The 22,572-nt window shown below is 62.3% G+C and carries 20 protein-coding genes and 1 riboswitch; of the genes, 16 read left to right on the top strand and 4 right to left on the bottom strand.

What is annotated here, in order from left to right:
- Positions 1-9 precede the first annotated feature (9 nt).
- The gene (locus ACOAP0_RS09720; protein ID WP_498376221.1) at positions 10-549 is read right to left on the bottom strand and encodes an RBBP9/YdeN family alpha/beta hydrolase; all 540 of its coding nucleotides are present in this window, start codon (positions 547-549) and stop codon (positions 10-12) included.
- 134 nt (positions 550-683) lie between these two features.
- Here ACOAP0_RS09720 and ACOAP0_RS09715 point away from each other — a divergent pair, with 134 nt between their 5' ends.
- A complete protein-coding gene (locus ACOAP0_RS09715; RefSeq protein WP_498376219.1) occupies positions 684-1,574 on the top strand; it encodes a DMT family transporter in 891 nt (296 codons plus the stop codon).
- A 52-nt stretch (positions 1,575-1,626) separates the two neighbouring features.
- Here ACOAP0_RS09715 and ACOAP0_RS09710 read toward each other — a convergent pair whose 3' ends face one another.
- Both ACOAP0_RS09710 and ACOAP0_RS09705 read right to left on the bottom strand, forming a co-directional pair.
- Positions 1,627-1,842 carry a TOBE domain-containing protein gene (locus tag ACOAP0_RS09710; protein WP_087495629.1) on the bottom strand — a complete coding sequence of 72 codons (216 nt, stop codon included), beginning with the start codon at positions 1,840-1,842 and terminating at the stop codon, positions 1,627-1,629.
- A gap of 80 nt (positions 1,843-1,922) precedes the next feature.
- Positions 1,923-2,975, bottom strand: a complete 1,053-nt coding sequence (locus ACOAP0_RS09705; protein ID WP_498376218.1) for a sulfate ABC transporter substrate-binding protein — start codon at positions 2,973-2,975, stop codon at positions 1,923-1,925.
- A gap of 381 nt (positions 2,976-3,356) precedes the next feature.
- Between ACOAP0_RS09705 and ACOAP0_RS09700 the strand changes: the two genes are divergently transcribed.
- The 7 genes from ACOAP0_RS09700 (at position 3,357) to ACOAP0_RS09670 (ending at position 10,777) form a co-directional block, all read left to right on the top strand.
- A complete protein-coding gene (locus tag ACOAP0_RS09700; RefSeq protein WP_087495627.1) occupies positions 3,357-4,664 on the top strand; it encodes an ABC transporter substrate-binding protein in 1,308 nt (435 codons plus the stop codon).
- A 120-nt stretch (positions 4,665-4,784) separates the two neighbouring features.
- Positions 4,785-5,645 (top strand): carbohydrate ABC transporter permease, encoded by an 861-nt coding sequence (locus ACOAP0_RS09695; protein WP_313868081.1) that lies wholly within the window; start codon positions 4,785-4,787, stop codon positions 5,643-5,645.
- A gap of 7 nt (positions 5,646-5,652) precedes the next feature.
- Complete coding sequence (locus ACOAP0_RS09690) at positions 5,653-6,483, top strand: carbohydrate ABC transporter permease (RefSeq protein WP_087495625.1); 831 nt, start codon at positions 5,653-5,655, stop codon at positions 6,481-6,483.
- A gap of 26 nt (positions 6,484-6,509) precedes the next feature.
- Positions 6,510-7,553 carry an ABC transporter ATP-binding protein gene (locus tag ACOAP0_RS09685; protein WP_498376217.1) on the top strand — a complete coding sequence of 348 codons (1,044 nt, stop codon included), beginning with the start codon at positions 6,510-6,512 and terminating at the stop codon, positions 7,551-7,553.
- 11 nt (positions 7,554-7,564) lie between these two features.
- A complete protein-coding gene (locus ACOAP0_RS09680; protein WP_498376216.1) occupies positions 7,565-8,305 on the top strand; it encodes an SDR family oxidoreductase in 741 nt (246 codons plus the stop codon).
- Between the two features lie 44 nt (positions 8,306-8,349).
- Positions 8,350-9,750, top strand: a complete 1,401-nt coding sequence (dalD, locus tag ACOAP0_RS09675) for a D-arabinitol 4-dehydrogenase (protein WP_498376215.1) — start codon at positions 8,350-8,352, stop codon at positions 9,748-9,750.
- Between the two features lie 58 nt (positions 9,751-9,808).
- The gene (locus ACOAP0_RS09670; protein WP_498376214.1) at positions 9,809-10,777 is read left to right on the top strand and encodes an AraC family transcriptional regulator; all 969 of its coding nucleotides are present in this window, start codon (positions 9,809-9,811) and stop codon (positions 10,775-10,777) included.
- Between the two features lie 17 nt (positions 10,778-10,794).
- On the opposite strand, the gene ACOAP0_RS09665 is transcribed toward ACOAP0_RS09670, so the two are convergent.
- On the bottom strand, positions 10,795-11,586 hold the full coding sequence (locus ACOAP0_RS09665) for an AraC family ligand binding domain-containing protein (RefSeq protein ID WP_498376213.1): 792 nt from the start codon (positions 11,584-11,586) through the stop codon (positions 10,795-10,797).
- Positions 11,587-11,681: 95 nt separating this feature from the next.
- Here ACOAP0_RS09665 and ACOAP0_RS09660 point away from each other — a divergent pair, with 95 nt between their 5' ends.
- From ACOAP0_RS09660 to atzF, 8 genes are all read left to right on the top strand, one after another.
- Positions 11,682-12,620, top strand: a complete 939-nt coding sequence (locus ACOAP0_RS09660; RefSeq protein ID WP_498376212.1) for a DMT family transporter — start codon at positions 11,682-11,684, stop codon at positions 12,618-12,620.
- 98 nt (positions 12,621-12,718) lie between these two features.
- A riboswitch (guanidine-I (ykkC/yxkD leader) is annotated at positions 12,719-12,837 on the top strand.
- Positions 12,838-12,892: 55 nt separating this feature from the next.
- Positions 12,893-13,900 carry an ABC transporter substrate-binding protein gene (locus tag ACOAP0_RS09655; RefSeq protein WP_498376211.1) on the top strand — a complete coding sequence of 336 codons (1,008 nt, stop codon included), beginning with the start codon at positions 12,893-12,895 and terminating at the stop codon, positions 13,898-13,900.
- An 11-nt stretch (positions 13,901-13,911) separates the two neighbouring features.
- Positions 13,912-14,691: an ABC transporter permease gene (locus tag ACOAP0_RS09650; RefSeq protein ID WP_498376210.1), complete on the top strand. Its 780-nt coding sequence runs from the start codon at positions 13,912-13,914 to the stop codon at positions 14,689-14,691.
- Between the two features lie 5 nt (positions 14,692-14,696).
- Positions 14,697-15,530, top strand: a complete 834-nt coding sequence (locus ACOAP0_RS09645; RefSeq protein WP_498376209.1) for an ABC transporter ATP-binding protein — start codon at positions 14,697-14,699, stop codon at positions 15,528-15,530.
- Entirely contained in the window at positions 15,527-16,261 is a 735-nt protein-coding gene (locus tag ACOAP0_RS09640; RefSeq protein ID WP_498376207.1) for an urea amidolyase associated protein UAAP1, read from the top strand. Before ACOAP0_RS09645 ends, ACOAP0_RS09640 begins: the two co-directional genes overlap by 4 nt.
- The gene (locus ACOAP0_RS09635; protein WP_498376206.1) at positions 16,258-16,911 is read left to right on the top strand and encodes an urea amidolyase associated protein UAAP2; all 654 of its coding nucleotides are present in this window, start codon (positions 16,258-16,260) and stop codon (positions 16,909-16,911) included. The genes ACOAP0_RS09640 and ACOAP0_RS09635 overlap by 4 nt, the downstream gene beginning before the upstream one ends.
- A gap of 139 nt (positions 16,912-17,050) precedes the next feature.
- A complete protein-coding gene (uca, locus tag ACOAP0_RS09630; RefSeq protein WP_498376205.1) occupies positions 17,051-20,662 on the top strand; it encodes an urea carboxylase in 3,612 nt (1,203 codons plus the stop codon).
- Positions 20,659-22,467 carry an allophanate hydrolase gene (gene atzF, locus ACOAP0_RS09625; protein WP_498376204.1) on the top strand — a complete coding sequence of 603 codons (1,809 nt, stop codon included), beginning with the start codon at positions 20,659-20,661 and terminating at the stop codon, positions 22,465-22,467. The genes uca and atzF overlap by 4 nt, the downstream gene beginning before the upstream one ends.
- The last annotated feature ends 105 nt before the right edge of the window (positions 22,468-22,572 follow it).

Genomic DNA, 22,572 nt, shown 5'->3' with positions numbered 1-22,572 from the left:
GCGCTTGCTTCAAACGACTGCAGGGCTTGCGACCGGAAGCAAGCTCTGCAGCAATGCACTGCCCAGCGGCCAGGGGCCGAAGCCGGCCTCTACGTTGATGTGGCCGGCGTCGGGCAGGCGCACGAATTCACTCTTCCACGCCCGTGCATAGGCACCTGCGGTGCGCACCGGGCAAAACGGGTCGTTGGTGCTGGCCACCACAATGCTGCGGTAGGGCAGGGGCTGGTAGGGCACGGGGGCAAAGTCCGCCAGAATGCCGCGCCGTTCGGGGTCGGCCGGAGCCACCAGCAGGGCGCCCACAATCCGCTCTACCGCTTCCGGCGGCAAGTGGCTGGTGGCAATGCAGCCCAGGCTGTGCGCAGCAATGACGACCGGACCACCAATCTCCAGAATGTGGCGCGTGATTGATGCGACCCAAGCGGTGCGCGTAGGGGTGATCCAGTCGTCCTGATGCACGCGCACTGCGCCCGGCAGTTGTTCGGCCCACAGGGTTTGCCAATGGCCGGGGCCGGAATCACGCCATCCGGGAACAATCAACACAGTAGACATGGACTCACCTTCAAAACTAGCGAGGGGCCATTCTGCGCAAGCGATGTGTGAAACCCAACGAATACTTTGTTGTTTGCTTATGCGAGACAAGCATGGCCATCAGAGCGTGAAGCGCGGGTCTTTAAGATCGGTAGATGATTTCGCGCTCCACATCCTCCGCCTCGCCACTGGCCGCCCTGTATCCGCTCTTGTTTGTGGCCCTGTGGAGCACCGGTTTTATCGGAGCCAAGTTTGGTTTGCCCTATGTGGAGCCACTCACCTTTCTGGCCGTGCGCTACGCCGCGGTGCTGGTGCTGATGGGGCTGGTGGTGTGGCACACGCGGGCGTCCTGGCCGGCCACGTTGCGCGAGTGCGGGCACATTGCCGTGACCGGTGTGCTGGTGCATGCGGTGTATCTGGGTGGTGTGTTCATCGCCATCGGCCATGGGCTGCCGGCAGGTGTGGCGGCCATTGTCGTGGGGCTGCAGCCCTTGCTCACCGCGTTGGGCGCCGGCTGGTTGTTGCGAGAAAAAGTGCGGGCTACGCAATGGGCCGGCTTGGCGGCAGGCTTTGCGGGCGTGGCGCTGGTGGTGGCGCACAAGGTGGCCGCCGGTGCGGGGCTGACCACCTTGTGGACCTTGTTGTTCCCGGTGGCTGTGGCATTGCTGGCCATCACGGCCGGCACGCTGTACCAGAAGCGCTTTTGCCCTTCGTTTGATTTGCGCACGGGCTCGCTCATTCAGTTCATTCCCAGCCTGGTGTTGACGGGCTTGGCGGCAGCTGCCACCGAGACCATGCACATCGAATGGACCGGCTCCTTCGTGTTTGCGCTTGCGTGGTTGGTGCTGGTGTTGTCCTTGGGGGCGGTCACGCTGCTCAATGTGCTGATCCGCAGTGGCACTGCCGTCAACGTGGCCAGTCTGTTCTATTTGGTGCCGCCCTGCACGGCGCTGGTGGCTTGGGCTATGTTTGGCGAGATGCTGACCGGCTTGGCACTCGCCGGCATGGGGCTGACTGTGTTCGGCGTCTGGCTGGCGCGCAAATAAAAAAAGCCCGGGGCCTTGAGGCCGCGGGCTGTGCGGGCTGGAATGCGGGCGATCAGAGCTTGGCGATGGACACTTCGGTGGACTTCACCAGCGCGACCACGTCTGAACCGATGGCGAGTTGCAGGTCGTCCACAGAGCGCGTGGTGATGACAGAAGTGACGATGCCCCAAGGGGTTTCGACGTCGATTTCCGAGACCACGTCGCCGCGGATGATTTCACGTACCTTGCCTTTGAACTGGTTGCGTACGTTGATGGCTTGAATGGACATGGCAGTTTTCCCTTGATGTGAGTCGCTATATTTTTGATAGCTGCTGGCGCAGATTCCATGAGCGCCAGCAGGCGATTTGCTTACTTTTTGGTGTAGATCTGGTCGAAGCTGGCGCCGTCGGCAAAGTGCTCCTTGTCGGCTTTTTCCCAGCCACCGAAGGCTTCTTCGATGGTGAAGGTCTTGAGCGCTTGGAACTGCTTGGCGTATTTGGCTTTGGCCTTCTCGGAGATCACGGGGCGGTAGAAGTTCTTGCCAGCGATGTCCTGACCTTCTTCGCTGTAGAGGTACTTCAGGTACTCCTCGGCCACGGCACGGGTGCCCTTCTTGTCCACGTTTTTGTCGACCACGGCGACGGCAGGCTCAGCCAGGATGGACAGAGGAGGGGCTACCACGTCGAACTTGGCGCCGAATTCTTTTTCCAGCAGATACGCCTCGTTTTCCCAGGCGATCAGCACATCGCCCTGGTTGCGTTGGGCGAAGGTGATGGTGGAGCCGCGTGCGCCGGTGTCCAGGATAGGCACATTGCCGTACAACTTGGCGACGAATTCTTTGGCCTTGGCGTCGCTACCGTATTTGCGCTTGGCAAATTCCCAGGCGGCCAGGTAGTTCCAGCGGGCACCGCCACTGGTTTTGGGGTTGGGGGTAATGACTTTGATGTCGGGACGGATCAGGTCATCCCAATCCTTGATCTTCTTGGGGTTGCCCTCACGGACGGCCAGCACGATGGTGGAGGCATACGGTGTGGAGTTGTGGGGCAGGCGTTTTTGCCAGTCTTTGTTGATCCAGCCGCCGTTCTTGGCGATGGCGTCGGTGTCGCCGGCCAGGGCGAGGGTCACCACGTCAGCGTCCAGCCCGTCGATCACAGAGCGGGCCTGCTTGCCCGAGCCGCCGTGGCTTTGTTTGATGGTCACGTCCTGGCCGGTTTTGGCCTTCCAGTACTTGGCAAACGCGGCGTTGAATTCCACGTACAGCTCGCGGGTCGGGTCGTAGGACACGTTGAGCAGGGTGATGCTTTGTTGCGCAAGGGCCTGGCCGGTAGAGGCTGCAAGGGCGCCAGCGAGTACCAGCGTACCGAAGCCGCGGCGGGAGAGGGAGGCGTTGTGAGACGCGGTGGCAATAGATGCAAAGGGCATATCAACTCCAGAAATCAACGCGTTAATGCGATAAAGGTGATTCTGAAAGCCCTTCGTTAAAACTGGAACAACGGAATTTTCAGTTCTAAATAACCAAATCATCCGTAGAGGCCCAAGATCGGTCGTGTTTGCCGGTCAGCGAACCGCTTGCGCGCTCAGAGGGGCTCACCGGACTTCTCTGGCCAAACTTTGCAAAAATTTCCGAAGATCAATACGTTATCGCATCTTTGTGGGAAAACCCTAGTCCCATGGCGCATCAAAATACACGCAATCGTCCCGAAAGTATCAACCCCGCTAGGGGGCGACTTCTACTATTCAGCCCTGTCGATGCACGGTTGGCATTGGCTGAACACCACGAAATTAACAACAGGAGACAGTTTCATGAAACTCAAAGCATCTCTGGCTTTGGCCTTCGGTTTGATGGCAGGCGCGTCTTTCGCCGCTGACACCGAGCTGGTTATCGCCACCGTGAACAACGGCCACATGATCGAAATGCAGAAGCTCAGCAAGAACTTCGAGCAGGCCAACCCCGACATCAAGCTCAAGTGGGTGACCCTGGAAGAAGGCGTGCTGCGCCAGCGCGTGACTACCGACATCGCCACCAAGGGCGGCCAGTTTGACGTGATGACCATCGGCATGTACGAAACCCCGATCTGGGGCAAAAAAGGCTGGCTGCAGGAACTGAAGACGGATGCCAAGTACGACGCCGACGACATCCTGCCCGCCATGCGCAATGGTTTGTCAGTGGACGGCAAGATGTTTGCGGTGCCTTTCTACGGTGAATCCTCCATGCTGATGTACCGCAAGGACCTGGCTGACAAGGCCGGCATCAAAGTGGCCGACAAGCCCACATGGACCGACATCAAGGCCCTGGCTGCCAAGATCCATGATCCCAAGAACGGCGTGTACGGCATCTGCCTGCGCGGCAAGCCGGGCTGGGGTGACAACATGGCCTTCCTGAGCACTTTGGTGAACACCAACGGCGGCCAGTGGTTTGACATGCAGTGGAAGCCCCAGCTGGAAAGCAAGCCCTGGAAGGATTCCATCAACTTCTATGTGGACCTGCTGAAGAACTACGGCCCTCCCGGCTCTTCTGCCAACAGCTTCAACGAAATCCTGGCGCTGTACAACGAAGGCAAGTGCGGCATGTGGATTGACGCGACCATTGCAGCGTCTTTCATTACCGATCCCAAGCAGTCCAAGGTGGCTGACAAGGTGGCATTTGCGCAGGCACCAACCGCTGTGACCCCCAAGGGTGCCAACTGGTTGTGGGCATGGGCACTGGCTATTCCATCGGGCTCCAAGAAAGTGGACGCAGCGAGCAAGTTTGTGACCTGGGCAACCTCCAAGGAATACATCGAGCTGGTGGCCAAGACCAACGGCTGGGCCCATGTGCCTACCGGTACCCGCAAGAGCACCTACGCCAATCCTGAGTTCCAGAAGGCTGCCAAGTTTGCAGCTGCTGAAAAAGCAGCCATCGACTCCGCCAACCCGAACGACAGCACCTTGCCCAAGAGCCCGTATGTCGGCGTGCAGTTTGCAGCGATTCCTGAGTTCCAGGCCATCGGCGCCACCGTGGGTCAGGAAATGAGTGCAGCACTGGCCGGCAAGAAGTCGGTAGACGCAGCCTTGAAGGCCTCTCAAGTCGCGGCAGAGCGCGAAATGAAGAAGGCCGGCTACTACAAGTAAGCATCTCTCCCGGTAGGTTGACTTCAGGCGCGCGGGGGAACCTGCGCGCCCTTTTATGTCACGTTTTCCGCCGCACTCCATGCCCCGGCTGGCCGGCGACGCTCAGTGAGAGACATCTTCATGAACCGATTTATTCCCCGCGCCCTGATGGCGCCGGCAGTGATCACCCTCTTCTTGTGGATGATCGTGCCCTTGGTGATGACCATTTACTTCTCGGTCATCCGCTACAACCTGATGCAGCCCGACCAGAGCGGCTTTATCGGACTGGAAAACTTTGAATACTTCGTGACCGACCCTTCGTTCGGCACGGCAGTGATGAACACCCTGCTGCTGCTGGGCAGTGTGATCCTGATAACGGTGGTGTTGGGTACCCTGATTGCGTTGCTGATCGACGAGCCTTTTCCCGGCCGTGGTCTGGTGCGTATCCTGCTGATTTCACCGTTCTTCGTCATGCCCACCGTGAATGCCTTGTTGTGGAAGCACATGATGATGAACCCCATCTACGGCGTGCTGGCGCAGGTATGGATCTTCTTCGGCGGCACCCCGGTGGACTGGCTGACCGACTTCCCGCTGTTCAGCGTGATCGTCATCGTGTCCTGGCAGTGGCTGCCATTTGCGACGCTGATTTTCATTACCTCCTTGCAGAGCATGAACCGCGAGCAGTTGGAAGCCTCCCGCATGGACGGCGCCAATTACCTGCAGCAACTGCGCTACCTCTACCTGCCCCACATGGCCCGCTCGGTGGCGGTGGTGGTGATGATCGAAATGATCTTCCTGCTCAGCGTGTTTGCCGAGATCTACACCACCACCGGTGGTGGCCCGGGCGATGCGAGCACCAACGTGGCCTTCCTGATCTTCAAGCAGGCGCTACTGAATTTCGATGCCGGTGTGGCTTCCGCGGGCGCGCTGTTCGCCGTGGTGCTGGCCAATATCGCCGCCGTCTTCCTGATCCGCATGGTCGGCAAGAACCTGGACAAGTGAGCTGCACATGACACAACCCAAATCTTTCCCCTGGCTGCATTGGTTGCGCACGCTGGTTGCGTGGCTGGTGACTCTGGTGCTGTTCTTCCCGCTGGGCTGGCTGGTGCTCACCGCCTTCAAGACCGAGCTGCAAGCCATCTCGGTGCCGCCCCTGATGTTCTTCACGCCCACGTTGGAGAACTTCCAGATCGTGCAGGAGCGTAGCGACTACATGCTCTACGCCAAGAACTCGCTCATCACCAGTGTGGCGTCCACCATTCTGGGCTTGATGCTGGCATTCCCCGCCGCGTACGCCATGGCCTTCTTCAAGGGCAAGTACACCAAGGACATCCTGATGTGGATGCTCTCCACCAAGATGATGCCCGCAGTGGGCGCCCTGGTGCCGGTGTATGTGATGGCACAAACCAGTGGCTTGCTGGACACCCGCACCGGACTGGTGATCGTGTTCACCTTGTCCAACCTGCCCATCATGGTGTGGATGCTGTACTCCTACCTGAAGGAGATCCCGAACGAGATTCTGGAAGCCTCCCGCATGGACGGCGCCACGTTGTGGAGCGAGTTCCGCTACGTGCTGCTGCCTCTCACCATGGGCGGGCTGGCCTCTACCGGTTTGCTGACCCTGGTCCTGAGCTGGAACGAGGCCTTCTGGTCCCTGAACCTGAGTGCCGCCAAAGCCGGCACGCTGGCCACGCTGATTGCCAGCTACTCCAGCCCGGAGGGTCTGTTCTGGGCCAAGTTGTCCGCCGCGTCCTTCATGGCGATTGGCCCCATCGTGGTCTTCGGCTGGTTCAGCCAGAAGCAATTGGTCCAAGGCCTGACCTTCGGCGCCGTCAAGTAACAAATAATGATCAGGAGACTTCTTTCATGTCTTACCTCCAACTCAGCGGCGTTGAAAAGCTGTTCGGTGAACACCGTGTTATCAAGGGCATTGACCTGGCCATCAAGCAGGGCGAATTTGTGGTGTTTGTGGGCCCGTCCGGCTGCGGCAAGTCCACGCTCTTGCGCCTGATTGCCGGTCTGGAAACCATCGACGGCGGCAGCTTGCAGCTCGACGGCCGCGACATCACCCACCAGCCTTCCAGCAAGCGCGACCTCGCCATGGTGTTCCAGAGCTACGCGCTCTACCCGCACATGAGCGTGTTCGAGAACATGAGCTTTGCCCTGAAGCTGGCGAATGTGGACCCCGCCATCATCAAAGACAAGGTGGACCGCGCCGCCAAGATCCTGAACCTCACCAACTACCTGCAACGCACACCCAAAGAGTTGTCCGGCGGGCAGCGCCAGCGTGTGGCGATCGGCCGCGCCATCGTGCGGGCCCCCAAAGTATTTTTGTTTGACGAGCCGCTCTCCAATCTGGATGCAGCCCTGCGCGGCCAGACGCGTATCGAGATTGCCAAGTTGCACCGCGACCTGGGCGCCACCACCATCTACGTGACGCACGACCAGGTGGAAGCCATGACCTTGGCCGACCGCGTGGTGGTGCTGCGCGACGGCAACATAGAGCAAGTGGGCACGCCGCTGGAGCTGTACGACCGCCCGGCCAACCAGTTTGTGGCCCAGTTCATCGGCACTCCGCAAATGAACGTGGTCGAAGCCGCCAAGCTGCCCTCGGTAACTACCGTGGCCGGTGTGCAAGTGCCTGCGCTCGGTTCTATCGGCTTGCGGCCTGAGAGCATCACCCTAGTGCAAGCCGGCCAGGGGGCTGTGCAAGCCAAAGTAGAGCTGATCGAGGCTCTTGGCGCCGAGACCCTGATTTACGTGACCACCCAGAGTGGCGCCCAACTGGTGGCCCGCCTGAACACCCGCACCGAGCTGCATGTAGGCGCTGACGTAGGCGTGCACATCGATTCCGACGCGGCCCACCTGTTTGATGCCAACGGCCGTGTCGTAGCCGCGGGCGCACTTTGATGTCCGCCCTCATGACCTCTCAACCACAGCAACCCCTTCACGGCAAGGTGGCCGCGGTCACCGGTGCCGCATCAGGGATCGGTTTCGCCAGTGCGAGCGCCATGGTTCAAGCCGGTGCCCGCGTGGTGCTGATTGACCGTGATCGCACCGCGCTGGACAAAGCCTGCGCCACCCTCGGTTCGCAAGCTGTGCCCCTGGTGCTGGACCTGCTGGACCGCGACCAGTGCGCCAGCCTGCTCACCCAAGTGCTGGCCTTGGAGGGGCGCCTGGATGTGTTCCACGCCAACGCCGGCCTGTATGTAGGGGGCGACTTGGTCGACAGCGATGAGGATGCCATCGACCGCATGCTCAACCTGAACATCAATGTGGTGATGAAGAACGTGCACAACGTGCTGCCGCACATGATCGCGCGGGGCTCAGGCGACATCATCGTGACCAGCTCATTGGCAGCGCACTTTCCTACCCCCTGGGAGCCTGTGTATGCGTCGTCCAAGTGGGCTATCGACTGCTTTGTGCAGACGGTGCGCCGCCAGGTGTTCAAGCACGGCCTGCGCGTCGGCTCGATTTCCCCGGGGCCGGTCATTACCTCTTTGCTGGCCGATTGGCCTGCTGACAAGCTCGCAGAGGCCAAGGCCAAAGGCAGCCTGCTGGAAGCCTCGGAAGTCGCTGACGTCGTGATCTTCATGCTGACCCGCCCGCGCGGCATGACCATCCGCGACGTGGTGATGATGCCCACCCAGTTTGATCTTTAAGCGATTTCCCAGCGAACCCTGATCCACTTTCTTCACGCCTGACCATGACCACGATTCTTCACCTCGGACTGGGCTCGTTCCACCGCGCACACCAGGCGCTTTACATCCACGAACTGCGACAGCGCGGCGATACCGAATGGTCCATCACCGGCGGCAATTTGCGCCCGGACATGCTGGCCACCATGGAGGCCCTGCAGGCCCAAGGCGGCGCGTACACGCTGGAAACCGTGACACCCCAAGGCGAGCGCAGCTACACACGCATTGAGTCGATCCGGAAAGTCATTCCCTATCAGGATGACCTGGCCCCGCTGATTGCAGCAGGCGCTGAGGCCGCCACCCGCATCATCTCGTTCACGGTGACCGAAGCCGGCTACTACCTCGACGCGAAAAACCAGCTGGACTGGGCCACCTTTGCGGACCTGCGGGCTGACCTGGAGGCGGTAAAGGCAGGCCGCGCCGGCCACACCATTTACGGTGGCTTGGTCAGCATCTTGCGGGCCCGCATGCGCAGCGGCGCCGGTGCGGTGACCCTGATGAACTGTGACAACCTCCGCCACAACGGCGAGCGTTCGCGCGCTGGCTTGCTGCAGTTCATTGACGCACTCGGCGACGCCGCGCTCAAGGCATGGGTAGAGCAGAACACCAGCAGCCCCAATGCCATGGTGGACCGCATCACCCCGCGCCCCACGCCGGATGTGGCCGAGCGCGTGAAAGCCGCCACTGGCTGGGATGATCAAGCCGCCATCATGGGTGAGAGCTTTATCCAGTGGGTGATTGAAGACAACTTCATTGCCGGCCGCCCTGCCTGGGAGCAGGTGGGCGTGGAAATGGTGCAGTCGGTTGACGCCTTTGAGGAAGCCAAGATTCGGCTGCTCAATGCCACCCACAGCTGCATCGCCTGGGCCGGCACCCTGGTGGGCTACCAGTACATCCACGAAGGCACGCATGACTCCGTCATCCGCCGCTTTGCCTATGACTACGTGACGGACGACACCATTCCCGTGCTGGATACGCCCGAAAAGCCCAGTCCGCTGGACCTGCGCGCCTACCGCGACGTGGTGCTGGACCGTTTTGGTAACCCTGCCATTTGCGACACCAACCAGCGCGTGGCCATGGACGGCTATTCCAAGATTCCAGGGTTCATTGCGCCCACCATTCGCGAGCGTCTGGCCCGGGGTGAATCCATCTCGAGCGTGGCCATGTTGCCTGCGCTGTTTCTGGCTTACCTGCAGCGCTGGCACCGGGGTGAGATTGCCTACACCTACCAGGACCAGGCCATGGATCCGGCTGCAGCGCACGCCATGTGTGAATCTGCTGACCCGGTCGCTGCCTTTGCGGCAGACAATGTGCTCTGGGGGGCGCTGGCTTCGCACCCGCAGCTGGTAGGCGCCTTGCGGGTGGCGCACGAGCGGGTGGGCCTGTTTGTGAAGAACCACCTGGGCTGAACGCCCGGAGCGAATGCTGGTAATGTGATGTGCTGACGTTTTTCTAAGGGAAGTTGCCATGGTCGCTACCCAAGCATCGATCTCGCCCATGAGTGCACAGGCCGCCGGCCGCCGGAAGGCGCCGGAGCTGGAGGCCGACTACAACCGCAACCCGTCGCTGGGCTACGAGCCTACCGACGAGGTCGGCTTCATCCGTTGTCTGGACCACGGCTACCCCACGCCGCTGGCGCGCTGGCATTGCCATGACGAGTACGAACTCCACTTGATCACCGCCACCACCGGCAAGGCCTTTGTGGGCGATTGGATAGGCCCGTTTGCGGCCGGCCAGTTGGTGCTGTGCGGCCCACGACTGCCCCATAACTGGATTTCGCTGGATGTGCCGGAAGAGGGCGTCGCGCGGCGGGACTTGGTGATCCAGTTCCGCCACGAGCCGCTTGAGCTGGCCTGCAAGGCGATTCCTGAGTTTCAGGAAATCATGCCTTTGTTGGAGCGTGCACGCCACGGCATCGAATTCTTTGGTTGGGCAGACAAGGCGGAGCCGCATTGGCAGGCCGTCAAGAGTGCGCGCGGGCTGAAACGCCTGGCCGCTTTCTGCCATTTCATGACGGACCTGGCACGTTGGGGCGACTACCGCCTGCTGTCCAACGTGCAAATGCGGGGCGTGGAAAACGACACCGAGTTGGACCAGATCAACACCATTGTCAACCGCATCACCGAGAACCCGTCGCATTCCCAGTCGGCGGCCGAGGTGGCAGCCGAATTGGCCATGAGCGAGAGCCGGTTTTCGCGTTTCTTCCGCAGGGCTACCGGCAATACCTATACCGACTTTGTGAACCGGGTGCGCATCAACCGCGCTTGCCAGTTGTTGATGACCTCGGACCGCTACGTCACCAACATCTGCTACGACGTGGGCTTTAACAACGTGGCCAATTTCAACCGGCGCTTTCTGGAACTCAAGGGCATGACGCCTTCTGAGTTCCGCAAGCAAGCGGAGAGCCGCTTTGGCGGTGCCCCTGTGAGCGCCTGAGCCAAGCGATACGGGTCTTAGCCAAGAGCGGCTTTGCGGAGCTCGTCCGGCGTGCTGCCGGTGAGCTTCTTGAACATGGTGATGAAGGCGGACGCACTGCCGTAACCCAGGTCCAGCGCAATCGTCTCCACCGTTTGGCCCGCTTCCAGCAGGGGCATGGCTCGCACCACCCGCAGGCGCTGTCGCCATTCGGCGAATGTCATTCCCAGATCCCGCTGGCAGCGGCGCATCAGGGTGCGCTCCGTGGTGTGCACCGCCCGGGCAAGTTCGGGTAGGGAGCGGTTGTCGCCCGGCTGTGCCTCCAGCATGCGCAGCACCGCACCCAGCGCAGGGTCTTCAGAGCCGGGCAGGTAGCTGCCGGCGCGGGGTGCCACCACCAGCTGGTCCAGCAGGACCTTGAGCAGTCGGGTTTCTGCGCCTGCCGCAGGAATGCCGGCGGGCTGCAAGCGAAGATGTTCCAGCATGGCCCGCACCAGCGGGCTTACCGTGAGCGCACAGGGCTCGGCCGGCAATTGGTGGCACAGGGGCGTGGACACATACAGTGAGCAATGGTGAGCGGCTTTGCGGTTCAGACCCACGTGCTCCAGGTGCGGCGGCAGCCAGATGCCGTACTGAGGAGGCGCCAAGTAGTGGTGCCCCAGTACCTTGACCTCCATGACACCGCTGAAGGAATACACAAATTCGCCCCAGGCGTGTTGGTGCTCGGGGTAGAGCCCGTGGTCCGGCACATAAGCGCTGCGGAACATCACGGGCGCCGGCAGGGTGGGGCAGGAGAGGGGGACTTCCAGTTTGGGACGCAGGATGGGCATGCTTGTCGGCTATCGCGTATGGCTTGTCTGTTTTTCACTATATCAAGGAAAGCCGTCAGCCCAATAATCGTCCCATTCAATCAAATCGGGGTGTTATGGATACGCGCAAGGCAATCGATGGGCAGGCCATCGTGGTGATGGTGGTGCTGTGCGCCACCTGGGGCATGCAACAGGTGGCCCTGAAAGCCACGGCGGCAGACATGGCTCCGGCCATGCAGATCGGCCTGCGCTCCGGCATTGCCGCGTGTCTGGTGGCATTGGTCATGCACTTGCGCGGCGAGCGCATGTCCTTGCGCGACGGCACGCTCTTGCCCGGACTGGCTGTGGGCGTGCTGTTTGCTCTGGAGTTTTTGTTGGTGGCAGAGGGCCTGCGCCACACCAGTGCCTCACACATGGTGGTGTTTTTGTATACCGCGCCCATCTTTGCGGCACTGGGCCTGCACTGGCGCCTGCCTGCAGAACGCCTGGGCGCCTTGCAATGGTCTGGAATTGCCTTGGCGTTCTCCGGTATCGCCATGACTTTTTTGGGGCGCGGTCAGGCTGGCGCGTCGGATGCCACGTCCATTCTGTGGGGCGACTTTCTGGGCGTGTTGGCTGCCATCTCATGGGCGGCGACGACCGTGGTGGTGCGTTGTTCCGTGTTGTCCACGGCTGCGCCTGCCAAAACCTTGCAGTACCAGCTGGTAATGGCCTGTGTGCTCCTACTCGCCGGCGCCTTGGTGACCGGCCAGAGCCATGTGAACTGGACACCCACGGTCTGGGCGAGCTTGGCCTTTCACGGGATCATCGTGTCCTTTGCCAGCTTTCTGGCCTGGTTCTGGATGTTGCGCACCTACCTGGCATCCCGCCTGGGCGTGTTCTCGTTCATGACGCCCTTGTTCGGCATGCTGTTCGGTGCCTGGTTGTTGGGCGAGCCCATTGAAGCCGGTTTTCTCATCGGTGCCATTCCGGTGTTGGCGGGCATCGTGCTGGTGAGCGCAGGCCCCTGGTTGGGGCAGATGTTCAAAAAGCAGACTGCCGGAAACGGTGTTTGAACCGGTGCCGGCCTGATTTGCACTGCCATGGTGCGATTCTGGTTGGCATAACACTTGCGTGGCATCACACGCGGGGCAGCCACTTCGGTTTGCTTCTTCAAAATGGACGCTAGGGTTCCGGTTGCCTCTCACAGGGCAATGTCTGGTCCGAGAGCAGCCGGCCGGTAGTGGCGTTTCACCACTGCGGGCTCCACGGCGGGACAAAAGCCCGGGAGGTTCACTTCAGGATTGAAGTGGTCTCCCGCATTTGTTCAACAACCTGGAGTCTCGCGATGTCTTTTTCTCTCCTTTCGATCTCCCGTGCGTTCCAACGCAGCGTGGCCGGCACCTGTGTGGCCCTGGCCGGTGCCGCAGCACTGAGCTTTTCTGCCCCCGCCATGGCTGAAGTCAAGGTCGGTGTCTCTGACTGGCCGGGCTGGGTGGCCTGGTATGTGGCCGAACAAAAAGGCTTCTTCAAAAAGAACGGTGCCGACGTCAAGCTGGTCTGGTTCGCTAACTACACCGATTCCATCTCCGCCTTGTCTTCCGGCCAGCTGGATGCCAACTCCCAGACCTGGTCTGACACCTTGGGCCCCTTGGCCAAGGGCCTGCCCTTGAAAACCATTTTGGTGAATGACAACTCGGCGGGCAACGACGCGCTCATGGTCGGCCCCAAGATCACCTCGTTCGCCCAACTCAAGGGCAAAAAAGTGGCCTTGGAGCAATTCAGCATTTCCCACTTTGTGCTGGCCACGGCCCTGGCTAAAAACAACATGAAACTCAGTGACGTGAAGATCGTCAACCTGTCTGCCGGAGATGCGGCTGCGGCCTTCATCAGCGGCAAGGTGGATGCGGCAGTGCTCTGGAACCCCTGGGTGAACCAGATCGAGAAGAGCGGCAAGGGGAAGGCCATGTTCACCTCCAAAGACATGCCCGGCCTAGTGCCAGATCTGCTGGTCGCCCAGGAAAAGTCCATCAAGACCAAGCGCAAAGACCTGGTCGGCATGATCAAGGCCTGGTTCGACACGGAAAAGTTCATCCGCGAGCAACCCGCCGAGGCCGCCAAGATCATGGCCAAGGTGGTGAGCATGTCGCCTGAGGAGTACGCCGTGTTCATGCCGGGAACCAAATTCTTTGACGCGGCTGCCAACACCGCTGCGTTTGACCCCAAGCAACCCCAGTCCCTGGCAGCCACCGCTCCCACCATTGCCGCATTCCTGACCGAGCACAAGCTCATCGAAGGCAAGCCTGACGCAGCCAAGGGCCTGGACGGCAGCCTGCTCCAAGAAGCGCTCAAATAAAGGAACTGCCCATGTGGTCCATCCGGTTGGCGATCCCTCGTCGCACCTATGGTTTGCTGGCCTTGGCCGGACTGGTGTTGCCCCTGCTCGCTTGGGGGCTGCTGAGCATGTTCGGTGGCGTGAGCCCGGTCTTTTTGCCCGGCCCGGAGAAGGTGCTGTTGCGCATCGTCTCCTGGGCTACGGAGGATGACCTGCTGGGCGATGCGCTCATCAGCACCATGCGGGTCGTCGCCGGTTGGGCCTTGTCCGCGCTGATCGCGGTGCCGCTGGGCCTGTTCATCGGCAGTTGGCGTGCGGTGCAAGCCCTGCTGGAGCCTTTGACCGACTTCATCCGCTATATGCCTGCAGTGGCGTTTATCCCGCTGGTGATGTTGTGGGTGGGTATCGACGAGGGAGCCAAGGTGGCCATCATTTTTATCGGCACTTTTTTCCAGATGGTGCTCATGGTGGCCGAAGACGTGCGCCGCGTGCCCATGGCGCAGATCGAGGCCGCCCAGACCATGGGGGCGACGCGTCGCGAGGTGGTCGAGAAGGTCATCCTGCCCTCGGCCAAGCCCGCGCTGCTGGACACCTTGCGGGTCACCATGGGCTGGGCCTGGACCTACCTGGTGGTGGCGGAGTTGGTGGCCGCCAATTCGGGCTTGGGCTTTGCCATCCTGAAAGCACAGCGCTTTTTGCAGACCGACAAGATCTTTGCCGGCATTTTGCTGATCGGCTTGATCGGGTTGGCGATTGACCAGCTGTTCCGCCTGCTGCATCGCAAGGCATTTCCCTGGATGCACACACGGTGAACGCCATGATGAAAATTGAATGCAAGAACGTCTTCAAGACTTTTGGCGCCACGACCGCCCTGCAGGATGTGAACCTGGGCATTGCGGACAATGAATTCGTGACCTTGGTGGGTGCCTCGGGCTGCGGGAAATCCACCCTGCTGCGCACGCTCGCAGGGCTGGAAACCCATAGCGCGGGTGATGTACTGGTCAACGGCAAACCGGTCACTGGCCCCGGCCAGGATCGCGCCATGGTCTTCCAGCATTACAGCCTCTACCCCTGGCTGCGGGTGGAAGAAAACATCCGTTTCTGCCGGCAGCTCAGTGCCCACACCGACGGTCGCAGCAGTGCGGATGTGGAGGCTGCATCCGGCCGTGCAGACGCACTTTTGCGCCTCATGGGGCTGACCGCCTCGGCCAAGGCCTACCCGAATCAGCTTTCCGGTGGCATGCAGCAGCGTGTAGCGATTGCCCGTGCCTTGATGGGCCGGCCTGACATGTTGTTGATGGACGAGCCATTTGGTGCGCTGGACGCCCAGACGCGCGAAGTGATGCACGACCTGATCTTGTATGTGCACCGCTTGGAGCGCACCACGATCGTGTTTGTGACCCATGACGTGGAAGAGGCCATTTACCTAGGCCACCGGGTGGTGCTCATGGCGCCGCGCCCCGGCCGCATTGACTCCATTTACGACGTACCCCTGCCGGCGCAGCGGACGCAGGACATGAAGCTGGCGACCGAGTTCACCCAACTCAAGCGCCAGTTGCTGGACCGCATCCGCGAGACCTCCGGCATGAAGACCGACCTCGACCAATTGCAGCGCCTGAGTGGTGCTGCCGAAGAAGGAACCCCCACATGACTGCCCCTCGCTCTGAACCCCTGTTGTGGGAAGAACACCTCCCCGGCGGTAACCATTGGTCCGGCCGCCTGCGCCGTGGCACCGCCCTGCGCCTGACCGACCTCGAAGGCGGCGTCAATGTGTCGGCCCTGTTCTTCAATGCCGAGCAGCCGCTGGAGCGCTACAACATGCCCGACACCCTGAAGTCGCAGCACACCTCTTACCTGGCTGCAGGCTATGTCTGCCAGTCCGACATGGGCCGCGTGCTGTGCTCCATCACCGCCGACAGCCTGGGCTGGCACGACACCTGGTGCGGCGTGAGCGATGCCGCCATGGTGCGCGCCCGATTTGGCGAGAAAAACTACCAGCAGCACCGCAACGCCATGCACCGCAATGGGCGGGACAACCTGCTCATTGAGCTGGCCAAATGGGGTTTGGGCACGCAGGACCTGGTGCCCTGCGTCAACTTCTTCAGCAAAGTCGTGACAGATGACGCGGGCGCTTTGCACCATGTGCCCGGCCACAGCGCGGCGGGCAGCTATGTGGACCTGCGCTTTGAAATGGACACCCTGGTCGTCCTGAGCAGCGCGCCGCACCCGCTGGATGCCAACCCGGTCTATGCCCCTGCGGATGTGCTGCTTAGCGCCTACCGCGCTGCACCCGTGGCCGCAGACGATGCCTGCCGCACCCGCTGCGCGCAGAACGGCCGGGCCTTCTCCAACACCGAACGATATTGCGGAGTCGCAGCATGAGCGCCTTGCTTGAAAGCACCCTGGACCCGGCGCTGGCCGTGCTGGACCAGACCTGCCTGGCCGGCGACCCCTGGATGGGCACCGTGCGTGCCGGCCAGACCTTCCGCATCCTGGACCTCGAAGGTAACCAGGCCGTGGACACGCTGTTTTACAGCGCGGCCGACGGCCAGGAACGCTACAGCGCCGCAGACACCATGGCCCGCAACGGCCAGCTCTACCTCGGTCTGGGTTCCAGGCTGTACTCCAACGAAGGCCGGGTGATGCTCACCATCACCGCAGACACCTGCGGGCGCCATGACACCTTGGGCGGGGCGTGTTCCAGTGAAAGCAACACCGTGCGCTACGCCTTGGACAAGCGGCCCATGCACAGCTGCCGCGACAGCTTCATGGTCGCCCTGTGTCACCACCGCGAGGCCGGCCTGCTGGGCCTGGGCAAGCGCGACATCGTTCCCAACATCAACTTCTTCATGAACGTGCCCGTCACCCCCGAAGGCCACCTGAGCTTTGCCGATGGCATCTCGGGCGCGGGCAAGTATGTGGAGATGAAGGCCGAGATGGATGTGGTGGTGCTGATCTCCAACTGCCCGCAGCTCAACAACCCCTGCAACGGCTACAACCCCACGCCCATCCGGCTGCTGGTGTGGGATTGATTGCTATAAAAATAGTAGCCGCTCACGCATATTCAATGGGCGCCAGAAGGTGATTTGATGCCTCAAGGCCGCCTGCCACGGGACGACTCGTGGCACGTTTAGCAACCGGCGGGACGGCCCGCCACCGGGGAATTTCCTCATGTTTGATACCGTTTTGATTGCCAACCGTGGTGCCATCGCCTGCCGTGTGATCCGCAGCCTCAAGGCGCTGGGCTTGCGCTCGGTGGCGGTGTATTCCGAAGCCGATGCAGATTCCCTGCACGTGGCCATGGCGGACGAGAGCGTCTGCATCGGGCCGGCAGCGGCCGCCCAGAGCTACCTGAACGTGCAGCGCATCCTGGAGGTGGCCCGCGCCACCGGGGCAGGAGCCATCCACCCCGGCTATGGCTTTTTGTCCGAAAACCCCGATTTCGCCCAGGCCTGCGAGGACGCAGGCATCGCCTTCATTGGCCCCACCCCGGCGCAGATGCGGGCCTTCGGCCTTAAGCACACCGCCCGCGCCTTGGCTGAAGCCCAAGGCGTGCCGCTCTTGCCAGGAAGTGGCTTGCTGGCAGACGTCCAGCAGGCGCTGGCCGAAGCGGTACGCATCGGCTACCCCGTCATGCTCAAAAGCACCGCGGGCGGCGGCGGTATTGGCATGCGCTTGATCCGCAGCGAGGCCGAAATGGGCCCCGCGTTTGAGGCGGTGCAGCGCCTGGCCCGGGCTAACTTCAAGGATGCCGGCTTGTTCCTTGAGAAGTTTGTCGAGCGTGCCCGCCACATCGAGGTGCAGCTCTTCGGCGACGGCCAAGGCACTGTGGTGGCCCTCGGTGAGCGCGATTGTTCGGCCCAGCGGCGCAACCAGAAAGTAGTGGAAGAAACCCCGGCCCCCGGCCTGAGCGAGGCAACCCGCCAAGCCCTGCAAGACACCGCGGTGCGCCTGGCCCGCGCGGTGAACTACCGCTCTGCCGGCACTGTGGAGTACGTGCTGGACGCGGACACCGGCGCCTTCTACTTTCTGGAGGTCAACACCCGCCTGCAGGTGGAGCATGGGGTGACCGAGCAAGTTTTTGGCGTGGACTTGGTGGCCTGGATGCTGAAGCTGGCGCGGGGAGGTCAGTTCCCCCTGGCGGTGCCTGTGCCCCACGGAGCGTCTATCCAGGTCCGCCTCTATGCCGAAGATCCGGCCCGCAACTTCCAACCCTGCGCGGGCGGGTTGACGGAAGTGGTGTTCCCCTCCGATGCACGTATTGAAACTTGGGTGGCCACCGGCAGCGAAGTGCCGCCGAACTACGACCCGATGATCGCCAAACTCATCGTCACCGGCACCGACCGGGCGGATGCTGTGGCCAAGCTGCAAGCCGCGCTGACAGCCACACGCTTGGGTGGCATAGAAACCAATCTGCGCTACCTGCGCGCAGTAGCTGCCGACCCTGTGTTTGTGGAAGGCCGCATGGTCACGCGCAGCCTGGGTGAGTTGCACTACCAGCCGCAGGCGCTGGAAGTGCTGGAGCCCGGTGTGCAAACCACCGTGCAGGACCACCCCGGCCGCACCGGCTACTGGGCGGTGGGCGTGCCGCCTAGTGGCCCCATGGACGACTTGGCCATGGGCCTGGCCAACCGTTTGGTGGGCAACGCGCCCGGCACAGCGGCTCTGGAGTGCACGCTCAGTGGCCCGCGTCTGCGCTTCCATGCCGATACCGTCGTGGCCGTCTGCGGTGCCCCCATGGCCTTGGCGGTGGATGGCGTGCCTTTACCGCTGTGGCAGAGCCACACCATCCGCGCGGGCAGTGTGCTTAGCCTGGGCGCAGTGCAGGGCGCGGGCGCCCGCAGCTACCTGGCGGTACGCGGCGGGCTGGATGTGCCGCTTTATCTGGGCAGCCGCTCTACTTTCACACTAGGCCAGTTCGGCGGACATGCCGGCCGCACCCTGCGCGCGGGCGACATGCTGCATGTGGGCGCAGACGTTGTCACAGACGCACTGGCCAGCTTGCCACCCGAGGTGGTGCCTGCCTACGGTGCGCAGTGGGACATTGCGGTGCTGTACGGCCCGCACGGCGCCCCCGATTTCTTTACCGATGGGGATGTGCAGATGTTCTTCGCCACCGACTGGGAGGTGCACTACAACTCCAGCCGCACTGGCGTGCGCCTGATAGGCCCCAAGCCCGAATGGGCGCGCCGCGATGGCGGCGAGGCGGGCTTGCACCCCTCCAACATCCACGACAACGCCTACGCCATAGGTGCCATCGACTTCACCGGTGACATGCCCGTCATCCTCGGGCCGGATGGCCCCAGTCTCGGGGGCTTTGTGTGCCCGGCCGTAGTGCTGGCCAGCGAGCGCTGGAAGATGGGCCAGCTGCGCCCCGGTGATACGGTGCGCTTTCGTTGCGTGACCGCCGAAGAGGCGGCGGCCCTGCATGCTGCCCAGGTCGCGCGGGTGCAACAGCTGGCCTACACCTCGCCGGCATTGCCTGTGCGCACTGCAGCGGTAGGCTCACCCGTGTTGGCGCAGCGTGCCGCTCAGGGTGACCGCCCCGCGCTCGTGCTGCGCCAGGCCGGCGACCGCTACGTGCTGGTAGAGCTGGGCGAGGCGGTGCTCGACATTGCCTTGCGCATGCGGGTGCACGCGCTGATGCAAGCCCTGCAAGGCCAGCACCTGCCGGGCATCGTGGACATGACGCCCGGCATTCGCTCGCTTCAAATACATTTTGAGCCGCTGGCGCTGGATTTGCCAACGTTGCTAGCTGCAATTTTTGTAGCAGACGACGCACTGGGCGATACCGCCGACATCACGGTACCTTCGCGCACGGTGTACCTTCCGCTGTCATGGGATGACAGTGCCACGCGTCTGGCCATCGACAAGTACATGCAGTCCGTGCGCCCGGACGCGCCCTGGTGCCCCAGCAACATTGAGTTCATCCGGCGTATCAACGGGCTGCAAAGCATCGAGGAGGTGCAACGCATCGTGTTCGAGGCACGCTACCTGGTCATGGGGCTGGGCGATGTGTATCTGGGCGCGCCGGTAGCCACCCCGCTGGACCCGAGGCACCGGCTGGTCACCACCAAATACAACCCCGCCCGCACCTGGACGCCGGAAAACGCGGTGGGCATAGGTGGGGCCTACATGTGCGTTTACGGCATGGAAGGGCCCGGTGGCTATCAGTTTGTGGGCCGCACCCTGCAAATGTGGAACCGCTGGCGCGACGCCAGCAGTGGCGCCCCCGCGTTTGAAGCGGGCAAGCCCTGGCTGCTGCGCTTTTTCGACCAGATTCGCTTTTACCCCGTGGGCGAGGAAGAGCTGCTTCAGATCCGTCGCGACTTCCCGGCCGGGCGTTACCCCCTGCGGGTGGAGGAGGGGACTTTCAGCCTGCGCGACTACCAGCGTTTTCTGGAAACCTATGCCACAGAGATTGCCAACTTCCGCGGGGTACAAGGTCAGGCTTTTGAAGAAGAGCGCGAACGCTGGCGCGAAGCGGGCCAGGCCGAATACGTGGGTGAACCTGAGGTGGCAGATGCCGGCGGCACCACCGCCGAATTTCCCGATGGCGCCCGTGCTGCCACCACCGCCGTACCCGGGAGCGTCTGGAAGCTGCTGGTCGCCGAAGGCGCTACGGTGAGTGAGGGGGAGCCCTTGCTGATCGTCGAGTCGATGAAGATGGAATTTACCGTGTCTGCCCCTTGTGCCGGGCGGGTGCTGCAGCTGCTGTGCCGCGAAGGACAGGCGGTGGGCGCCGGACAAAACGTTGTTGTGATTCAAGGAGAAACCGCATGAAAGCCACCCCCCTGTCCCTGAGTATTGCCAGCCTCCAGCAGGCCTACCGCAACGGCACGCTCACACCCTTGCAAGTGGTGGAGCAGGTGGTAGCCGCCATTGCTAACGACAGCCACCACGCCTGGATCCACCGGATGGGCCTGGACACGCTGCGTGCGCGCGCCAGTTCGCTGATGGCGCGCGGCCCGGAGGGCCTGCCGCTGTGGGGCATTCCCTTTGCCATCAAGGACAACATCGACCTTGCCGGCGTGCCCACCACTGCGGGGTGCCCTGACTACGCCTACATCCCGGAGCAGAGCGCCACGGTGGTGCAGCGTTTGTTGGATGCCGGGGCCATTGCCATCGGCAAAACCAATCTGGACCAATTTGCCACCGGACTGAACGGCAGCCGCTCACCCTACGGTGCGTGTTTGAACTCGCACAACCCGGGCTTCGTGTCCGGAGGGTCCAGCGCCGGCTCCGCCGTTTCGGTAGCTTTGGGACAGGTGAGCTTTTCGCTGGGTACGGACACGGCAGGCTCCGGCCGGGTACCGGCGGGCTTCAACCATCTGGTGGGGCTCAAGCCCAGTTTGGGGTTGCTGTCTACCCACGGCGTGGTGCCCGCTTGCCGCACCTTGGACGTGGTGTCCATCTTTGCACTGACGGCGGACGATGCGCAGCAGGTGTTTGCCGTGGCCCATGCGCCGGACCCGCATGACGCCTACTCGCGTGCCACGCCCGCACATGGCTTTGACTTCGGTCGTGCGGCCCGATGGCGCGTGGGCGTTCCCAAGGCCGATCAGCTGCAGTTCTTCGGCGACACAGGCTACGCACAGGTGTTTGAAGAGGCCCGGGCGCACGCCCAGTCGCTGGGCGCCGAGTTGGTGGAAATCGACTTTGCACCCTTTCAGGAAACAGCGCGCCTGCTGTACGAAGGCCCCTGGGTGGCGGAGCGTTACCAGGCTATCCGCGCGTTTATTGATGCAAAGCCCGAGTCCGTGTTTCCGGTCACCCGTGAAATTACCTTGGGCGGTGCCAAGCCGCTGGCGGCGGACGCGTTCGCCGCACAGTACCGCTTGCGTGCTTTGGCCCGGCGCTGCAACGCAGTGTGGAGCGGAATCGACTGCATGCTGCTGCCCACGTCGCCCACCATCCACACGCTGGAAACCATGCTCGCAGAGCCCATCGCCCGCAACAGCGACTTCGGTTACTACACCAACTTTGTCAATTTGCTCGACTACGCTGCCATTGCCGTGCCCATGGGCTTCCGGCCCGACGGCATGCCCTGTGGCGTAACCTTTGTGGCCCCGGCATTTCAGGATCAGCCGCTGCTGCACCTCGCGCAACGCTGGCAACACGCCTTGCAGGGCAAGGCGGCAACCCTGGGGGCCACCGGGCACACCGCATTACCCATGGCGCCTTTGCAGGCCGTGTCCAGCGGCCAAGTGCAGGTAGCGGTGTGCGGCGCGCACCTGGAAGGGCAGCCCCTGAACAGCCAGCTAACCAGCCGGGGCGCCCGTCTGGTGCAGCGCACCAGCACCAGTCCGGACTATCGACTGGTGGCCTTGCCGGATGGCAAGCGCCCGGGCCTGGCACGTGTGTCTGAGGGCGGGGTGGCCATTGAGGTGGAGGTGTGGGAGATGGCGTTGCAGGAGTTCGGCAGCTTTGTGGCCGGTATTCCGGCGCCCTTGGGAATAGGCCGCACCGTGCTGGCCGATGGCAGCCAGGTGCCGGGCTTTATCTGCGAGCCAGCCGGGCTGGAGGGGGCGCAGGACATCAGCCACTTTGGAGGCTGGCGCGCGTACCTGCAATCAAGGGCAGGTTGATCGTGCTTAGGGGCGAGGGAAAACCTGTCTTGGTTCTGCCATGGAGAGCCGGTAGACTTGTCTGACCTCTTAAGTCAGATAACTTTACAGACGCTTTGCACGGCA

The sequence above is a fragment of the Curvibacter sp. Hmag1.1 genome (assembly GCF_059769165.1).
The sequence above is the reverse complement of the archived record's forward strand: the minus strand, read 5'-3'. Positions and strand labels throughout refer to the sequence as shown.